Source organism: Fructilactobacillus carniphilus (assembly GCF_024029675.1).
Classification (GTDB): domain Bacteria; phylum Bacillota; class Bacilli; order Lactobacillales; family Lactobacillaceae; genus Fructilactobacillus; species Fructilactobacillus carniphilus.
Genome location: NZ_CP097121.1, coordinates 765557 through 785145 on the forward strand (window position 1 = coordinate 765557; position 19589 = coordinate 785145).

Annotated in this window: 10 protein-coding genes; all 10 read right to left on the reverse strand. The window is 37.2% G+C overall.

All coding sequences use genetic code 11. The annotated features are described in order from the left end of the window. Nucleotides 1–21 precede the first annotated feature (21 nt). The 10 genes from secA to secA2 all read right to left on the reverse strand — a co-directional run bounded on the left by secA (nucleotide 22) and on the right by secA2 (nucleotide 19465). Nucleotides 22–2376: a preprotein translocase subunit SecA gene (secA, locus tag M3M37_RS03975; RefSeq protein WP_252794283.1), complete on the reverse strand. Its 2355-nt coding sequence runs from the start codon at nucleotides 2374–2376 to the stop codon at nucleotides 22–24. Nucleotides 2377–3200: 824 nt separating this feature from the next. Next, the gene (locus M3M37_RS03980) at nucleotides 3201–9275 is read right to left on the reverse strand and encodes a KxYKxGKxW signal peptide domain-containing protein (protein ID WP_252794284.1); all 6075 of its coding nucleotides are present in this window, start codon (nucleotides 9273–9275) and stop codon (nucleotides 3201–3203) included. 150 nt (nucleotides 9276–9425) lie between these two features. After that, complete coding sequence (locus tag M3M37_RS03985) at nucleotides 9426–9611, reverse strand: hypothetical protein (RefSeq protein WP_252794285.1); 186 nt, start codon at nucleotides 9609–9611, stop codon at nucleotides 9426–9428. 23 nt (nucleotides 9612–9634) lie between these two features. Further along, nucleotides 9635–10489: a hypothetical protein gene (locus M3M37_RS03990; protein ID WP_252794286.1), complete on the reverse strand. Its 855-nt coding sequence runs from the start codon at nucleotides 10487–10489 to the stop codon at nucleotides 9635–9637. After that, nucleotides 10467–11942, reverse strand: coding sequence for a glycosyltransferase (locus M3M37_RS03995; RefSeq protein WP_252794287.1), 1476 nt, complete (start codon nucleotides 11940–11942; stop codon nucleotides 10467–10469). The genes M3M37_RS03990 and M3M37_RS03995 overlap by 23 nt, the downstream gene beginning before the upstream one ends. Further along, nucleotides 11943–12710, reverse strand: a complete 768-nt coding sequence (gene asp3, locus M3M37_RS04000) for an accessory Sec system protein Asp3 (RefSeq protein ID WP_252794288.1) — start codon at nucleotides 12708–12710, stop codon at nucleotides 11943–11945. It abuts the gene before it with no gap. 4 nt (nucleotides 12711–12714) lie between these two features. Next, the gene (gene asp2 / locus M3M37_RS04005) at nucleotides 12715–14292 is read right to left on the reverse strand and encodes an accessory Sec system protein Asp2 (RefSeq protein WP_252794289.1); all 1578 of its coding nucleotides are present in this window, start codon (nucleotides 14290–14292) and stop codon (nucleotides 12715–12717) included. A 1-nt stretch (nucleotide 14293) separates the two neighbouring features. Next, nucleotides 14294–15874: an accessory Sec system protein Asp1 gene (gene asp1 / locus M3M37_RS04010; protein ID WP_252794290.1), complete on the reverse strand. Its 1581-nt coding sequence runs from the start codon at nucleotides 15872–15874 to the stop codon at nucleotides 14294–14296. Between the two features lie 24 nt (nucleotides 15875–15898). Then, on the reverse strand, nucleotides 15899–17092 hold the full coding sequence (gene secY2, locus M3M37_RS04015; protein WP_338028729.1) for an accessory Sec system protein translocase subunit SecY2: 1194 nt from the start codon (nucleotides 17090–17092) through the stop codon (nucleotides 15899–15901). 27 nt (nucleotides 17093–17119) lie between these two features. Next, entirely contained in the window at nucleotides 17120–19465 is a 2346-nt protein-coding gene (gene secA2 / locus M3M37_RS04020; RefSeq protein ID WP_252794291.1) for an accessory Sec system translocase SecA2, read from the reverse strand. Nucleotides 19466–19589: the final 124 nt, after the last annotated feature.

The window sequence follows — 19589 nt, forward strand, 5'->3', positions numbered from 1 at the left end:
GTAATAACCACTTTCTTTCGCTTATGGGAACTCAATGTCAACGGTTCCGTCTGATTGCGGAATCACTTCTGAGTTAGTCAAGTTTCTAACCACTTGTAACTTAATCTTATCCCGCATCTTTTGGTAGGCCTTTTGAGCTTCCTTTTGGTATTCGAAAATGGGATTCACCTGGGCAATAGCTCTGCTCTTAGTGACCCGCATCAACATATCCAGTTGATCGACCTGATCGACCCATGCTTGGTCAACCTCCCGCAGTACTGCTAAGCGTTCGAAGTAGAGCCACTGGTCCTGGTACGGTAACTTTTGGTGCATCAACTTAATTCGATTCGCCATTACTTCCTTAAGTAGGTTCAATTTTTCGGGACGCGACTCTTGTTTCAAATTTTGTTGGGGTTGATAGTCTGGATCAATATTTTGATAAATGAATTCCAACATAGTTTGATTAGAATTAAGCCATGGTCCTTGCTTATTCACAAACTGTTTGGCAACTGCTTCAAAGCACGGATTGATTACTGCGTCCAGGTTGGGAGACTGCATAATCCAATTTCTCGTTTGGTAGATACTCTCTCTTTGAATCCGTGAAACTTCACCATATTGGAGAGTTTCAAAGCGAGCGTTTCGTTCTTGATTGGTCAAAATCTTTTGAGATCGGTCAATGGCATCACGAAAACGCCCGTGATCATTCAGCATTTGCTTTTGATCATGCGCGTGTTCATAAGCAAATTTCCGAATCGACTTTGGAGCGTTTTCAACCACCACTTTATCTTCGAGGGAAACGTAGAAGACACTAGCCCCCGGAGCTCCTTGACGTCCGGCTCGCCCTCGGAGCTGGTTATCGATCCGCTTGCTTTGCATTCGTTCAGTTCCAAGTACTAATAGGCCTCCAAGTTTTTCAACCTCGGGTGTAATGTTAATGTCAGTTCCCCGCCCGGCCATGGAAGTTGCAACCGTGATGGACCCAACTTCTCCAGCGTGACGGATAATCTCTGCTTCCTTCACCTCACTGCGAGCGTTTAACAAACTGTGTGGAATCCGTTCCTTTAACAATAAATTAGAATATAAAATTGAGAGATCCAATGAGCCAGTTTCCACTAAGACAGGACGACCCTTAGCATGAGCTTCCTTGACCACGTCTAAAGTTGCCATCAACTTGGCCCGATTACTAATAAACAGGTGGTCTGGGTAGTCCTTTCGAATATCTGGACGATTGGTGGGAACCTTAAAGACAGACAGATTGTATACTTCAAGGAATTCTTTGCGATCCGTCGCAGCAGTTCCCGTCATTCCGGCTAGTTGGTTGAACATTCGGAATAAGTCTTGATAAGTAATTGTGGCCATCGTTCGCTGTTCAATCGAAATCTTCACTTCTTCCTTGGCTTCCAGGGCTTGATGCATTCCGGCCTGCATCTTCATACCGGGTAGTTCCCGCCCATTTTCGGCATCAATTAGTACCACTTCATCGTCTTTGACTACGTAGTCCCGGTCTCTTTTTTGAATGTAGTTCGCTCGTAAGGCTAACACAAGGTGCCGGTAAAGCTCAGCCCAAGTTCCTGAAAGCAGGTTATCCACGTCCAAATATTTTTCCATCTTGACGATTCCCTGCGGAGTAAACCAGGCATTTTTTAAGTCATCACTAATTTGGTAATCTTCTTCTTTATCCAGTAACTTTACCACCCGATCTGCACTTTGGTAGTAGTTAGACTGCACCCGTGGCACCCCAGCAATCACCAAGGGAGTTTGCGCTGTATCAAGTAATACCGCATCAGCTTCATCCAATAGGGCAAAATTTAACGCCTGTAGGTGTTGGTCCTCCGGCACTTTGGCTAAGTTATCGAACAGATAATCAAACCCTAATGTACTGTTCGTAGTATACACAATGTTAGCGACATAAATTTTGTCCAAATCTCGATCTTCTGGCTTTTGTCCAATTTCTGGAACCGAACTGGCAACAGTCAATCCAAGCCACCGATACAGTTTACCCATATCATGCGCATCGCGAGAAGCTAAGTATTCGTTTGCAGTAATTAAAAAGTTCCCTGTTCCGGTTAACCCATGCAGATACATCGGCATCGTAGCAGTTAAAGTTTTTCCCTCTCCGGTTTTCATTTCAGCAATGTTCCCATCTTCCATGGCCACTGCCCCAAGAATTTGGACTGGGAAAGGACGCATTCCTAAAACACGACTGGCGGCCTCACAAACAACGGCATAAGCTTTCGGTAAGATAGCTTTTAAGCGGGTGCGTTGTCCGTCAACTTCTTGTTTCAAAAGGTTCGTTTGTTGTTGCAATTCTTCATCCGACATCCCATGATATTGATCAGCTAGATCAAGAATTTGCTGAACCGTTTTTTTATATTGATGTTTTTGCAATAACGCCATTCTCCGCTTGAACCTCTTTCACAAATTTATAATTAAAATTAATTGATTCTTACAGATAATGATTATATAATTCACTCATTATGAAAAACAACCATAAACTACTTAATCAGGACCTTGAAAAAAGATTTAAGCATCTTGAAGAAAGCCGTCCTGAACCAGAAAAAACTGACTTAAAGAGTGTTTGCCTTAAAATTGTCATGGGAGTCATTGGTTTTGCGTTAGTCGCATTAATTTTGAGCTCTATGATTAACTTTTAGATGCTAAACTTAAGAAAATATAGATTTTTTCATTTTCGTAAATTTAATGAAGAAAATAAGAATAGAAACAAAATTAAAATTGAGTTCATTGTATCATTTTTTTGAGCACTCAACAAATTACTCATAAATATTATTATTCTAATAACAAAATAAACAGATTAAAAGTTATTTATTATCTTTTATCAACTTTCAAGTCTTATTCCGCCATTGAGTCGAAATAAGACTTTTTTGTTTACTCCAACTTTTATCATCTGAAGTCCGACATAGTTATATTAACGACCAGACTAACTTTACTAAATCGGAATTAGATACGTTTTTCACTTGAAACCCATCATGACTTAATGTTGTTTTTGAATTATTGAAGGCAGTCACTAATCTTCCACTAAAAATTAATAAACTTAAAAATAATATTGAAGTTTTTGAGAATAGCTTTAAATAAACTTGTATTTTGTTCAAAAAAAGATCCTATGAAAGGTAGTTAAAATCTATCTTCCATAGGATCTTCATTTATAGACTGATTAAAATTTAAATAAAACAACTTTAATCAATCGTCTTTTATTATATCAACTATTTTTCATTACGTTTCCGAAGCTTGATTCCAATTCCAGCCAATAACATTGTCAACAACCCTAATAATGTAAAGTTATTTGATTGATCACCAGCTTGTGGTAATTTAGATTGTTTTTCTACTTTCTTACCACTATTTACTTCATAACCGTTAGCTGAAACGTTACTACCATTGGAATTATTTGAACCGTTTAAACTATCGGAAGCACTTACTGAGGTACTTGTTGAAGTACTCAAACTATCAGAGCTACTTACAGATGTACTTAAACTATCGGATGAACTTGTTGATGTACTTAGACTATCCGAGATACTTACAGAAGTACTTAAACTGTCAGACGAACTTGTTGATGTACTCAAGCTATCCGAATTGCTTACAGATGTACTTAAACTGTCAGACGAACTTGTTGATGTACTTAAGCTATCCGAATTGCTTACAGATGTACTTAAACTGTCGGACGAACTAGTCGATGTACTCAAGCTATCCGAATTGCTTACAGATGTACTTAAACTATCGGATGAACTTGTTGACGTACTTAGACTATCCGAATTGCTTACAGATGTGCTCAAACTATCGGATGAACTTGTTGACGTACTTAGACTATTCGAATTGCTTACAGAAGTACTCAAACTATCGGATGAACTTGTTGACGTACTTAGGCTATCCGAATTGCTTACAGATGTACTCAAACTATCTGATGAACTAGTCGACGTACTCAAGCTATCTGAATTACTTACGGAAGTACTCAAACTATCAGAAATACTTACAGATGTACTTAAACTATCTGACGAACTAGTCGACGTACTTAAGCTATCTGAATTACTTAAACTGTCAGACGAACTAGTCGACGTACTCAAACTATCAGAGCTGCTTACAGAAGTGCTCAAACTGTCAGACGAACTAGTTGATGTACTCAAGCTATCTGAACTACTTACGGAAGTACTCAAACTATCGGACGAACTAGTCGATGTACTTAGACTATCCGAATTGCTTACAGATGTACTTAAACTGTCAGACGAACTAGTCGACGTACTCAAGCTATCCGAATTGCTTACAGATGTACTCAAACTATCGGACGAACTAGTCGATGTACTTAGACTATCAGAGCTGCTTACAGAAGTGCTCAAACTATCGGACGAACTAGTCGATGTACTTAGACTATCCGAATTGCTTACAGATGTACTTAAACTGTCAGACGAACTAGTCGACGTACTCAAGCTATCCGAATTGCTTACAGATGTACTAAAACTATCGGAAGAACTAGTCGACGTACTCAAGCTATCTGAACTACTTACAGAAGTGCTCAAACTATCGGACGAACTAGTCGATGTACTAAAGCTATCCGAATTACTTACAGATGTACTTAAACTATCTGATGAACTTGTTGACGTACTTAAGCTATCAGAGCTACTTACGGAAGTGCTTAAACTATCGGAAGAACTAGTCGAAGTACTCAAGCTATCTGAATTACTTACGGAAGTGCTCAAACTATCTGATGAACTTGTTGACGTACTTAAGCTATCCGAACTACTTACGGAAGTACTTAAACTATCTGATGAACTTGTTGATGTACTCAAGCTATCCGAATTGCTTACAGAAGTGCTCAAACTATCGGACGAACTAGTCGATGTACTAAAGCTATCCGAATTACTTACAGATGTACTTAAACTATCTGATGAACTTGTTGACGTACTTAAGCTATCAGAGCTACTTACGGAAGTGCTTAAACTATCGGAAGAACTAGTCGAAGTACTCAAGCTATCTGAATTACTTACGGAAGTGCTCAAACTATCTGATGAACTTGTTGACGTACTTAAGCTATCCGAACTACTTACGGAAGTACTTAAACTATCTGATGAACTTGTTGACGTACTTAAGCTATCCGAACTACTTACGGAAGTACTTAAACTATCTGATGAACTTGTTGATGTACTCAAGCTATCCGAATTGCTTACAGAAGTGCTCAAACTATCGGACGAACTAGTCGATGTACTAAAGCTATCCGAATTACTTACAGATGTACTTAAACTATCTGATGAACTTGTTGACGTACTTAAGCTATCAGAGCTACTTACGGAAGTGCTTAAACTATCGGAAGAACTAGTCGAAGTACTCAAGCTATCTGAATTACTTACGGAAGTGCTCAAACTATCTGATGAACTTGTTGACGTACTTAAGCTATCCGAACTACTTACGGAAGTACTTAAACTATCTGATGAACTTGTTGATGTACTCAAGCTATCCGAATTGCTTACAGATGTACTCAAACTGTCAGACGAACTTGTTGACGTACTTAAGCTATCCGAACTACTTACGGAAGTGCTCAAACTATCGGATGAACTTGTTGACGTACTTAGACTATCCGAATTGCTTACAGATGTACTCAAACTATCGGAAGAGCTAGTCGATGTACTGTCAGAATCGCTAGCATTACTATTACTTTCCGATTGACTCAAGCTGTCAGAGGCACTAATTGAAGTACTTAGACTATCGGACGAACTTGTTGACGTACTTAAGCTATCCGAATTACTTACGGAAGTACTTAAACTATCTGATGAACTTATTGATGTACTCAAGCTATCCGAATTACTTACAGATGTACTCAAACTGTCAGACGAACTTGTTGACGTACTCAAGCTATCTGAACTGCTTACGGAAGTGCTCAAACTATCGGATGAACTTGTTGACGTACTTAGACTATCCGAATTGCTTACAGAAGTGCTCAAACTATCGGATGAACTTGTTGACGTACTTAGACTATCGGAAGAGCTAACTGATGTACTGTCAGAATCGCTAGCATTACTATTACTTTCCGATTGACTCAAGCTGTCAGAGGCACTAATTGAAGTACTTAGACTATCGGACGAACTTGTTGACGTACTCAAGCTATCTGAACTGCTTACGGAAGTGCTTAAACTATCGGACGAACTAGTCGACGTACTTAAGCTGTCTGATGAACTTGTTGATGTACTCAAGCTATCCGAATTACTTACAGATGTACTCAAACTGTCAGACGAACTTGTTGACGTACTTAGACTATCAGAACTACTTACAGATGCACTCAAACTGTCAGACGAACTTGTTGACGTACTTAGACTATCAGAACTACTTACGGAAGTGCTCGTTGATGAACTAGTACTTGTAGAAATACTTTCTTTAGAACTTGCTGAATCACTCATGCTTGCTGAAGTAGATTGTGATGGATAATTGTTAGAGTAAACGTAAATCTTAACGTTAATGGCATCTTCAGTAACAAAAGTTGAAGTAGGTTGTTTATTCCCCTTTAGCTCTTCGCCAGTTGCATAATGATAGCTATCTGGGGCATTTTCTTGAGTATAGTAAGGATCGGTCCAGTTAATCGTGTTTCCATAGTTTGCTGGTTGATGCTTCGAAAGAACATTTTCTTGTTCAGAATTTTCACCGGTAACTAGAACTGGTTTACCAGTCATTACATCAATGTACTGGTAGGTAACGTTTGGATTGGGTTTACCATAAACGTAGATTTTGTAAACATATTTTTTACTTCCACGAGGTAAAATTGCTATCCCAGCTTGACCGGTATCATCACCGTTATCTTCCATATTCGTGGGGTCCCCACCACTTTGAGCATCACTCTTGGCAGAACTTGGAACTTGATCACCGAGTGCCCACATGTAGTGTTCTGGCATTTCCTTATTAACGTATTCATCACTATTCAAAGGAACGTACTTACCAATGTAATCATCACTGGAGCGTTGCATCGTCGTTGTTCTAATTACATTACCATTTCGATCTACATATTGAATTTCAATCGGACCAACAGAAGCATTATCTGTTTCTAGTTCTCGAGTATAGTTACTGATAATTGCAAATCCACTACCAGAAGAACCGTCTAATCCTTCCATGGTCTTAGTTCCATTTTCAACTGATAACGTGTCAAACGACATTGAAGCTTGTCCTTGTGGCATGTTGGCCTTGGAATTAGTTCTATCCCAAGTAATCATCTTAGAGTTATTCATGGTAAATTTACCGGTACCAGAAATAATTCCTTCGGTGGTAGTTCCAGGGTTACCATCTTTATCAATGATTGCCAAATGTAAAGACTTAGGTGAAATAAATCGAATGCTAGACTTATCATTCAAACGAATGATTGAACCATCTGAAACTTGTCTAATATCAATTAATGAACCAGCGTTAAAGATTACTTTTTGGTTCCCCATCAAAGTAATTGAACCAGGATAAACCGTGATTGGAGCATATAACTTAAAGCTTTGTCCAAAAATAAATTCAGCATTTGGATATACCGTAGCTTGAGTCCCATTAATAAATCCTTGGAATCCTTTTTGCGTCCAAGTAACACTATTACCAACGTTCATCTTAGCAATTTGACCAGTAACTGGAGATTGAGTGGCAACAGAACCTTCAACTGTATAAGCGGCATTAGATGCCCCGTCTCCAATCTTTAATTCATTACCATAACCAACGCTGCCCTCTGGAGCTACGGTACTAAAGTTAAACTCTCCATCTGGGGTTATAACAGCAGCAGTAGTATTATTGCTATTATCTTTTCTATTTAAAGTAACATTCGCATTGTCAGCAATTTCTACTCTACCAACCCCACGAGTTACTTCGCTAGTAACATCAAAAATATTGTTTCCAGAGAAAGTTACCTTTGCTCCTTCACCATAGATGGCCCGAACCGGATACTTTCCATTAGAAGAACTAGTTAAATGAATATTATTAACATTCACAATTAGTTGATTTGCACTATTAGCATAAACTAATGATTCAGATTCACTAACATTATCGCTGAATCCTTGTTTAATCATCATGTTAGATAAAGTAACATTAGTTGATTGTGCTTGATTCCCTTGAACCTTAAATCCATTGGCACCAAGATCAACATTATGATTATTACCATTGATGATAATATCATTGCCATTTTCCCGGTTATTTAAAGTTATTCCATCACTAGGAGTGATGTCATTATGAATATCAATGTAACGAATTTTGTTATTTTCCCAAGCTTGTTTTAATCCAGCAAAATCGGTTACATTTGCGTATGTACCATCCTTAATTGCCTGATTCTTGTACTGATCATTATTAATAATTTGATCAGGAGTTAAAACAGTCACTGAACTTGGAGTTTTAGAAGTTGCTCCAGACTCTACACTTTTATTAAAGTCATCCCGACCTTTATCTGGATCAGGTGAAACATGTAATGTATCTTGTTTGTTTGCAGTTGCTGTCAAGTATAGGAAGTTGGTCTTTAAATCATGTTGATTTCCAGCATTTGTAACGGCTGATAAGACTGCCGCACTTGGAGCAACATTAGTTGGTAGACCAATGTTAGCAATCTTATTATCGACATTAATAGTAACCACAGCATCTTTAGGTGCTTGCTTTTTAATGTCATTGTATGCATTCTGCTCCTCATTATAATTTGTAACTGAATTTGAAGTAACAGTAGAATTGAATCCGCTATCACTTACTTGGCTACTTCTAATAATTCCTGATGCAGAACCTTGTTTATTAGCAATCCTAGATTGAGCTTGCGAATCAATCAAATCATTATTTGCAGAATTCTTGATCGTTGCATTCGTACTATTTGAGTTTGATTGACTGTTCATATTTGAAGCTGTCAAAGCTTCATTATTGCTAGCCTTATCAGATTTGGATTGGGAATCTTGTTTACTACTACTTTTAACAGAATTACTAGCTGAAGTCGAATGACTGGCACTTGTTGATGTAGATAGTGCTTCACTCATACTAGCTGAAACTTTATCTAAATGTGCTTGTGAGTCTTGTTTACTATTGTTATTAGCAATAGAATCATTGGCTGAAGTAGAAGGAATCGTAGCAGAATCATTTCCAGCTAAAACATCCTTATTTGCTTCTTTACTAGGATTGTTCCCCGCACCACTAGTTGTATCCGCATGCGCAGCATTAACTGTAGCTCCGGCACCTAAAATCCCACCCATCATGGTAATTCCAGCAAAAACCCATTTCTTACCGTCCTTATACATTTTATAATGTATCTTTCCATTTTCATGGACTAGACGATTAAGATTTTGCTTATGCTTTTCATTCTTCTCCATCCAAACCTCTCCTATCATAAAATTTTCCTACTCTACAAACCGGATAAACGGTTACTATCTAGCTTATAAAATTCAGAGACAAATTACAATATAATTATAGAAAAATATTTAATATCAATTATCATTCTCTTGCAATACCGTTTTAATTAACTACTTCATAATCGAAATAAAGGTTGCCACTGTGCTAATTAAAATAATAACCATCATTATTGCTGACATTCCGATAATAAATCCATGTCCCTTCGGTTTTTCGTCATCCGCATCCGCAATAAATTTTTTTTCGTGATTAAAACGCCTTTGAATGTCCTCTTGCAAACTATCTTTTTTAGCATTCATGAAATTTCCTCTCTGGATTAAGACTATTCAACTACAATTTTTTCGGTGGATAATTTCGTGGATTTTATTTTTTCAAACTGATTTTGATTCATATGAACACTTTGAATAAATTTAATGTTATCAAGCAAAATATCATACAAATTACGTTTAATCTTTCCATCAGAATTCAAAGGGTCTTCCGTTAAATATAAGGTATTATGCGATTTAGTGTTGTCTAGCGACCACATTTCAATCCCCAGGTAGTTAATGTTCACAGTATCTTGTTCCGTTAAAATCTGTTTGAGTTTTGCAGCAAAAAATTGGTGCATTACCTCATAAGTTGCTGTGATTTGCATCGTTGTAAAGTTCTCGATTGTTATTCGTTGCACTTGTCCATCGTCATAATAAAAACGAACCACTGGTCGTTCTTGATTATCATAAAAATCCGTCCGCTGTAATTGATTATCAGTGTAAATCTCATTACTGAATTTTTTCCCATCACTTGCATAAATTTCGGTAAAGTCACGTTCACCATTGGGATATACGTAATTTACTTGTTGGACATGTCGACGAGTTAACGAACGCAAGATTACATTCCCGATTACGTCCCCATCAGCAATTACATCAACACTAAAATCGGGATTCATGAAGATTTCTGCTCCAGTAACAGTAGGAACTTGATTAAAGTAAAGATATTGATCTGGATTAAAATCAATTTTTCGACCCGTATATTGGTCTAAAACATTAATTCCATTAATTTTTTCTTGATTTAATTGATTTCTCAAATTTGGATCCGGGGCCAGTGTAATCAGTTGCCCATTTTTGTCCATTAATCGTTGTTTTTGGATCGGCCAACTGGGATTTTTTACATCAATTTTATTCACTAATTCGTAGTGCATGAACGACTTCCTCCCATTTCCGTGTAATTTCACGATGGCGAAATTGTTCCATTGTGGTCTGCGTTGCTTGACAAACTTGGGGGTAATCGCAATCTAGCAACCGTTTAATCCCCCTAGCCAAACTATTTACGTTGAAGTATAAATTATCGTCTCCAACTTTAAATGGTTCTAAGAATCCATTTTGGCCATCGTGAATCATTTCTAATGAGCCAAACCGAGCATTATATCCAATCACGGGTAATCCAGCGTTCAAAGCTTCAACGGTTGATAACCCAAATCCTTCAGAAAATGATGCAGTTAAAAAAGCATCATACTTAGGATAGACTTTTTCCAATTCACTTGAAAATCCTTTGAGGTGAATGTAATCTCCAGCTGATGAAGTGGCAATTATGTCACTAATAATCTTATTTTGACTTCCTATCCCATAAATATCAAAAGTGACGTCATACCCTTGTTGTTTGATTTTAGCAACAGCACGAACTGCAATATCAATATGTTTTTCACCAGCTAGCCGTGAGGCCGTCACTAGGTGAAGTTGTTTTCCAGGATGCCACTTTGGTTTAATGGGCTTGTGATTGTCGCTAACTCCACCGACAGGAATGGTAATAAATTTATGCTTATCATTGGGGAAATCCTTGAGAAAGTCTTGGGTTTGGATTTCTGTTGCAGAAATCACCAAATCAATTTGGTCTAAATGGGTTAAGGAATATTCATAATAGTTATTCCATAAAGGATGGTTAGGATCATTTCGATCGGACAAGTGATCCGCATGCACCATTTCAATAACCTTACTATTGGGAAATTTAGGGTAAAAAAGGGCTACTTCACTTTCCTCCCCCCGGTCCAAGAACCAATTACTTTTAGAACCAAACGCCAGATCGAGCTGAGCAAAGAAATATCGTTGCACTTGAATTTCATTCCAGAAGAATAAATGTTTTCCATTTTGCTTAAACAGGTGAATATTCCGAATTACGGTTTGCTGATGGTTAGTCCGGTAAAAATTAAAGGTAACCTTTCGATCTCCCGTAGCTTGTTCAAAAAGTTCAACTTTAGAAGCCATAAATAAGTCTTGGGGTTTTTGGTAGCGAATCATCGTTTCAACAATATGAATTCCGGAACTCGTGATTGTTTCTAACAAGAGTGGAACCCCATGCTTATCAGCAACCTGACGATCTTGATATTCATAAAATTGTTGAACTCCATCCGTTAAATAACGTTCTCCCAACACGAAATATTCATACATATTAACTACTTGTTGATTTTTCAAATGCCATTTATCCATCGCTTCGTGCAAGTTTTTAATTAATTGAACAAACACCAAGCGATACGGTAAATGAGCCTCGTCAAAGCGATGAGCTCGGTAAAATTCAGCATGTTCAATTCCAGAATTACCGACTCCCATTGCTCGATTTACAAAAAAATTCATTGGTGGGACGTTGGATTTAGTCTGCATTTATCTATCCTTTTTTGCACTTATAATCAATTCATTTACCATTTTAATTAGCTGAGGCATTGGATATCCATAACCATTAATCATAAGTGGTAATTCCAATGTATTTTCCCTCTGAATGCTGGTAATTAACTTTTGTAGCACGGACTTGGCAAGCGATAAGTCATTAAGTTCAGTCGGAGATAATCTTACGACTACCGTAGTTTGATGTGGTTTTATTGGAATCAACCAACTCTCAGAATCTCTCCGACCAAGGTACAAAGCAATCATATTGGGATGTTGATCCTGAACCCACGTTGCATTTAAATCATTACTTACTGACAAACGCATTCTTTTAATGACGTCAACTGGCATTAGTGCTACCCAATGAAAGGTAAAATCATGGTTAGCCTTCATAACTAGCGAAATTTCATACGATTGCGCTGTTTCTGGATACCGAAAAGTAGGATTGGATTCGTCTAATATAAATTCTTTAACCAAGTGCTGATTACGGTCATAAGTATTAATTTTAAAATAAATTGATTGTTCGGGATTCATCCTAATTTTACTAATTAGTTGATATTCCTTTTTTACTTCTAAGAGTGGCAATGCTCCTTGAGAACGGGTCACATCAAAGCTTTGCTGTGATCTCCACGTATATAAATCAGTTCCCGGAGGAAGCATGGGGGCTGAAATTTCAACTCCATCCATTTCATAATTAACGAGAGCCCCGTGCGTTTCAGCAGCGTTTAAAGCTTGCCCCCAAGTTAAAATTGTACATTCACTATCCATTTGTCTATGCCTTTCGGTTAAAATCACGCGCAAGAATGTTCTGATATTGTCGCTGGAACCATGCACCTACTCCACTAGTATCATCATTATGGCGCCCAGTTAGGCCCTTATACAGAATCCGAATAAACGGATTTTGATTCTTCAAAAAGTTAAATAAGTCATGAAAAGCTTCTCGATCATAATCGTCCTGACGCATATAAGCAATGGCAAAAGTTGTATTGGTAAAGTCGCCACTGGAAAAATTATCCCAAAAATATTGATTTAAGTTATTTTGCGCAGCAATTTCAGTTGACCCTTCCCGTAACAGGAGTAAATCTAAAGCGGTTTCAAATTGATGCGGACGATTAATCCGTTCATTAGCAGCAATGGTTCCTAAGTTAACTAAGGGCTTCCCCACTATTACCGCATACGGAGCTAATTTAGCAGCATAATAAAGCGCCGCTGTAGTTCCCATTGATAGCCCTGATAGGATTAAATCTTTAGAAGAGAAATGAAGCTGATTAAGATGATCGCAAATCATTTTAACAACTTCGGTTTCGAATTCTTTGCTACCAATATAAAACGCTCCACCCGCTAATCGCTCATCAGCAATCAAAAGAAAGGGGGCATGCCCATCTCCTAACTGACTCATCATCCGATTTCCTTCAAACCCCTCTGCTGTTCTAAATCCGCTGAAATAAACATTTAAAGGTGGTTTGAAATCTCCTGGATTGAAGTAGTAAGCAATCTGCCCATTATCATTAATCGGATCAGAAATCAGCTTTGCATCAACTAGATAAGTTCCAAATTCACGACGAAATTTTCGAATATGTAAATTTTGCAACGAAAACACGGTCACATTTCCATTCAAAAAAACGGAAACATACAACATGCATTCTTCATTAGGAGTTTTAAAGCGAAAGGCCTGCCCCTTTTTAAGTTCGTCCCCTTTAACTAAATAGCACTCCTTAATTTCCACGCCCGTTTTATCTAAAAGATAAAGTTTAAACTGAACCTCTGCCCCTGAATTCAATTTAAATTCCGGCCAAAATTCATAATTAGTTTCTTTTTCTAACGCCAACGTCATCCGTTGGTTAATCGCCTGTGTCCAACCATTTAAATCAGCATCGTGGATGCTAATCCGGCCATTCCCTAATTGCGTGATTTTACCCCGAAAAGTAGAAGTAACCTCCATTTGCTCAAATTCAAGTCGCAATCCAAATTGCCCTTTGAAAAAGACGTCCTCAATGAACTTAACCACTGCACCAGGTCGCAACAAATCAACTTGTTTTGCAAACTTAGACTGCAGTAAATCATCAATCTCCACAGTCGTTTTATCAGCTTGACCATAGATGATTTGATGAGCTGGCAATTGTTTTAACAATTGTGGCATTAAATATGCGAACGACTGCGGTCCTAAAATAAAAACGGCCAGTTGATAGCGATTTCGTAATTGGTCCTCTTTAAACAATTCATCTTCCATTGCCACCACATCTTCCGGTAGTTTCAAAGAAAAATATTGAAAAGTAAAACTTTCACTAAAATGCTCTTTAATTGGTAGCTCTGAACCACCTAATTGAATTACTTTTGTTTGTCGTACCACCCTATGCACCTCCATCTTTAAAAATTGATTTTAATTTTTTAATATTAGCTGCCCCCGAAAAGGCGGAAATTTCCTTAACGTTGTCAACCAAAGCTTGATTCCAATTTTTTAAGGTGTGAACAAAATATTGAAGTGCAGCAACCAATTTATCATCTTCTTTAATCACAATTCCATTTTGATAGTTTTTAACAAATTGAGTGGCTACGTGGTTAATTTGTGGGATTCCAGCACTGATTGCTTTTACTTGTAAATAAGTATCCGGAACCTGAGACAGGTCAACCAAAACACGAATTCGATTAAATTCATAGTCATAAAAATCAACTGAACTATTACCCTGCACCCGTATCCGATCCACGGTTTCGGCTGCTTTTATTAAGCGTTTCCAGTTGGATTTTTGTTTCCGCATCTTCGCTTCTTTAGCTAACCCAACGGTGACTAAGTGACGCGCCTTCTGTTGCAAATAATGTTGAACCCACTGAAAGTCTTCGGAATCCAGCGAAATTTGGAAGAAATTCTCAATTGCTTGCTTAATCAGTGCTTGACTCGAATTAAAAATGGCTTGCGCTGGTGTATCAATGGTAAGTGCTAAATCCTCATCTGCCACAATCATTTGAATCACCGGAACCGCCATTTTAGCAAATCGTTTAGAATCCATTGAACGGATGTACCATAGGATAATCTGAGTGTCGTTACTATTACTGTTTCCCAAATCTAATTTAGTTGTATATGGTGAAACCACTTGCAAATTAGCTGGATTATTCCCACTAATTTGTTGGACTTGAGTGGCAATGTTTGAACTTGGCAGGAGCATCGGTGCATTTAGAGCAAGAGCCGCTTTCATCAAATCACGATTATGATAATCAGTATCATTAAAAGCTAGGGCAAGTTGGTAATTTTGGTTTAATTTCTTCGTAACCTCTTTATTTTCTGGACCAATTGCTGTAATTATGCGGGGCTGATTTGATTCCTTAGCAAAATACTTTTCTAGGACTTCTAGTTTTAAATCATCCATCCTTGTATATTTTGTTTTATCAAAGCGCTTGCTATGCGCCAAAATTGTAACTTGATCAGCAGCAGTGTAATCAATGTTCAGCACCGCTTCCCCGGTTGGATCATACAGAACTTCCTTTTGTAATTTAGAATCAAGCAAAAATTGACGTCGTGCTAAAAAGCCACGGGCATCGAATTGGTCAATCCGTTGATTTTCATTAGAAAAATAGGTGATTTTTTGTAAAAATTGATCAGCGAACATTTCTGCAAAGGCTACTTTTACTCCGTCTTTAGCCAATATTATTCCGCTGGGCGAATAGATTCTTTCCAATCCATCTAGCTCCGGAAGATCCTCCAGCGCTAGTGGTTTCCCTAAGTGACTTGAAACTCCTTGAATCGCATCAAAGGTTTGAAAATAGCAAGAATGAAGCAAATTAAACCGATTTAATTGGTATGGTAAAAAAGGAGAAAAAGTGTCCGTAACAAGCACATATGGCTCATCATTTTCTTCTAACATCAGTGCATAATTTAAAATTACATCGTAATCTAAATTTAACGAATCTTTTTCCCAGTTCGGGATTAAATAAAACATAAATGTGCTCCTGCGGTATTAGTGCTAAAAAATTTGATATTGGTTTTTAATCAATAAAGCTTTAATCTCTTGAAAGATTCCATCTAACATGGTGACTAAAATTAGAATTGAGCCAAATAAAAAAGAAAAATTCGTAGCCGGTCCGTAGAACAATCCAATTATTAATGGAATGAGTGCCACTGCTAACATAAAAACATTCCCTAAAAAGGCCATTATAAATAATTTATTCGTTAAATATTTTTCAGTTGTAATTCCAGGTGTCACATCCATAATGTAATCACCACTTTTTTTCAAAGACTTCGCAATATTAGAAGGCTGAAAATTAACAAACGCAAAACCATAGCCGAGAATTACAATAATAACTCCATATGTAAAGATTCCTTGCCAATTATGAAAGGAAAATAGTGTAGTTAAAAATGAGGTTTCCAAGTTTGACTGGGCAAATAAAATACTAGGAATTGAGAACAGTGACAAAGCAAACATGAACGGCATTGCCCCTGAAACTAACACCTTAATCGGAATATATGAATTAGTCAGACGATTATTAATATTAATTCGCTGAATTTCAATTCTAGTTTCCGAATTATTCATAAACACCGAAATATAAACGAAAGCTAAGACAATCAGTAAAACAATCAACCAACCTAGTATCGAAAAATGAAGGGGCTCCGTTCGCCCGGAATTTAAAACATTGGGTAAACTTTTGATTAGTCCAGGAATAATGAAAATACTAGTTCCGCCGATTCCAAATTTAGCGTTTAAATCAGCCATCCAGACAATTAACATTGCCCCGGCCACCAAAATCATTAAGATAAAAAGGTAAAATAGTGCCTCTGAATAACCAAAATAATCGGGTTTGTATTTTAGGAATAAAAAAGCCGTCATAACGGCCTGTAAAATAGCGAAGATTAGCGTCAACAATTTTTGAATTGTTCCAACTGCTTTTTGTGATAATCGTTGCGTTGTTTTTTCACTAATTGAAGCAATTGTCTGCCAGATAATCAACGCTGTCATGTACGGACCCATTCCTAAAGCAAACAAACTGGGAACCGTAATTTGACTTCCAAAATTGCCTGAAACTACGTTAATATATGAATTTTGCAAAACTGAATTAACATAATTACGCGGCGCAAAACCTGGCAATAGGATTAAGCTCCCTAATTCAAAAATAATTAACAACCACAGAGTAAACATCACTCTTTTTAAGACTACTTTCATTTTATTCCCCCATCATTAATTCCAAATCTAAACAAAAACAAGTTTAATTGTTCCATCATCCTGATAGACGATTTCAGATAATAAAGTATTTTTCAGAATCAGTAGATAAATTTCATTTTTCATTGCTTCAAACGATCTTTGCGCTTCGGTTTGATATTCATAAACTGGTTTATGCTGCCCCCAATTTCGATTGCTAACTACTTCTTTTAGTTGCTGTAGTGCATCTACTTGTTCAATCCACATCAAATCAATTGATTTTAATAATACTAATCGTTTGTAATATAAAAGTTGATCATCGCTACTAAACTGTTTAAAAACTTTCTGTTCCTGCTGTTTAATCAATTTCAAAAGAAATTCGGTCAAAAATGAGGGATTTTCCCAAGATTGTTCCAAAATCTGCTTTTCATCAACAAAGAAATAATCAATATTGTTATAAATGAAGTCCATCACTTCAGTATAACTATGCACATAACTAACAAAATTTGAAATGACCGTTCTAATCGCAGTAATCATTAGCTGATCTAAATCGGCAGATCTCATAATTTTATTTCTTAATTGATATAGATAATTCCTTTGTACCTTAGCAACTTCATCAAATGCTAACGTTTGTCTCCTTCCAGAAACTTCACTATTTTTTTGTACACTTTGAGCCCGATCAACAACGTGCTTGATCCGTAATTCTGTTAATGGTTGGTTAATATCAAAATTAGGATTGGAAATGCATTGTTTCCGAAATTTTTTTACCCATTTAGGTGCATTTTCAGTCACAATTTTATCTTCCAATGAAACAAAAAACATACTGTCTCCCGGTTCTCCTTGGCGTCCGGATCGTCCACGCAATTGGTTATCAATTCTAGCAGAAGACATCCGCTCCGTTCCAATCACATATAACCCACCGTTTTTTTTAGCATCATTAGAAAGTTTGATGTCAGTCCCCCGACCAGCCATGGCTGTGGCCACTGTGATTGAATCAACATTTCCGGCTTCTTTAATAATCCGATTTTCTTTTGCTGCACTAGTAGCGTTCAAAACGTTATGCGCATAACCCTTAGCAAGTAGCAAACGAGAATATAACTCTGACATCGACACCGAACCGGTTTCAATTAAAACTGGTCGGTTTTGCTGGGTAATTTCCTCTAGCTTAGCAAGCGACGCCTCGATTTTAGCCTGATTAGTAACATAAACCTGATCTGGATGGTCCTTGCGAATTACCTTTTGATTTGTCGGAATCACGATGGTGTTAAGATGATAAGTATCCCGAAACTCATCAGCATCCGTCAATGCTGTTCCAGTCATTCCTGAGATTCGAGTAAATAACTTAAATAAGTTTTGATATGTAATGCTGGCCATGCCCTTAGTTTCATCACTAAGTTTTACGCCTTCTTTAGCTTCAATTGCTTGGTGTAATCCAGCCTGTAATTTAGTTCCCGGTAACTTACGCCCATTCATTTTATCCAATAAAACAACGGTTTGAGCTTCAACCACATAATCTCTGTCCTTAGTAAATAAATAATTGGCTTTTAGAGCTAAAACAAGGTGCCGATAAAGATTATGGTGCTTTTCACTTAGTAAATCTTTAATTCCAGCGAATTCTTCTAAATGCGAGATTCCAGCCGGAGTCAACCACACGCTCTTAGCGTCAGTTGCTGTTTTGAAATCGATTCCCTCTTTTAATTGGTGAATCATCAACTCAGAAAGTTCATATAAATTAGACTTAACGTTTGGTGCTCCTGAAACAATTAGTGGAGTCTGTGCTTGATCCAATAAAATTGAATCAATTTCATCAATAATTGCATAGTTCAGCCGTTTAATGTGCTGTTTGTCTGGAGTGGTTGCTAAATTATCAAATAAGTAATCAAATCCAAGACTACTATGTGTTGTATACACAATATCAGAAGCATAAATTTGGTCTAATTCACGTTCGTCATCATCCTCTTCATCATCATTGGGAACTCCTAATCCAACCGTCAATCCTAGCCAACGATATACCTTTCCAATTTCTTCAGCATCTCTTCGAGCTAGATAAGGGTTAGCTGTAATTAGAAAAACTCCGTTTCCAATTAAACCATGAAGATAGAGCGGCATTGTTGCCGTCAGCGTTTTCCCTTCTCCAGTTTTCATTTCAGCAATATTACCTTCATGCAATACAAGGGCTCCAATAATCTGCGTTAGATAGGGAGTTAATCCTAAAATTCTCCGATCGGCTTCACAAACGGTTGCATAACTTTCTATGAGAATGTCATCTAAACTTTTTCCATTCTTAAGTTGATCTCGTAACTCAGTTGTCTGTCGTTTTAGCTCTTGATCTGTCATAGTCTGCAGTTCTTGAGCTCGTTGCTTTATTTTCTTTGCTAATTTACGATACTTATGCATGAAATACACCCAAATTTTTCTTATCTTAATACTAATAAAGTCAAAATTAAAAAAGGAGATTTGAATCTCATTTTCTAATAGTACCATCAATAAATAATTAATTAAACAATCACTATATAAAAAA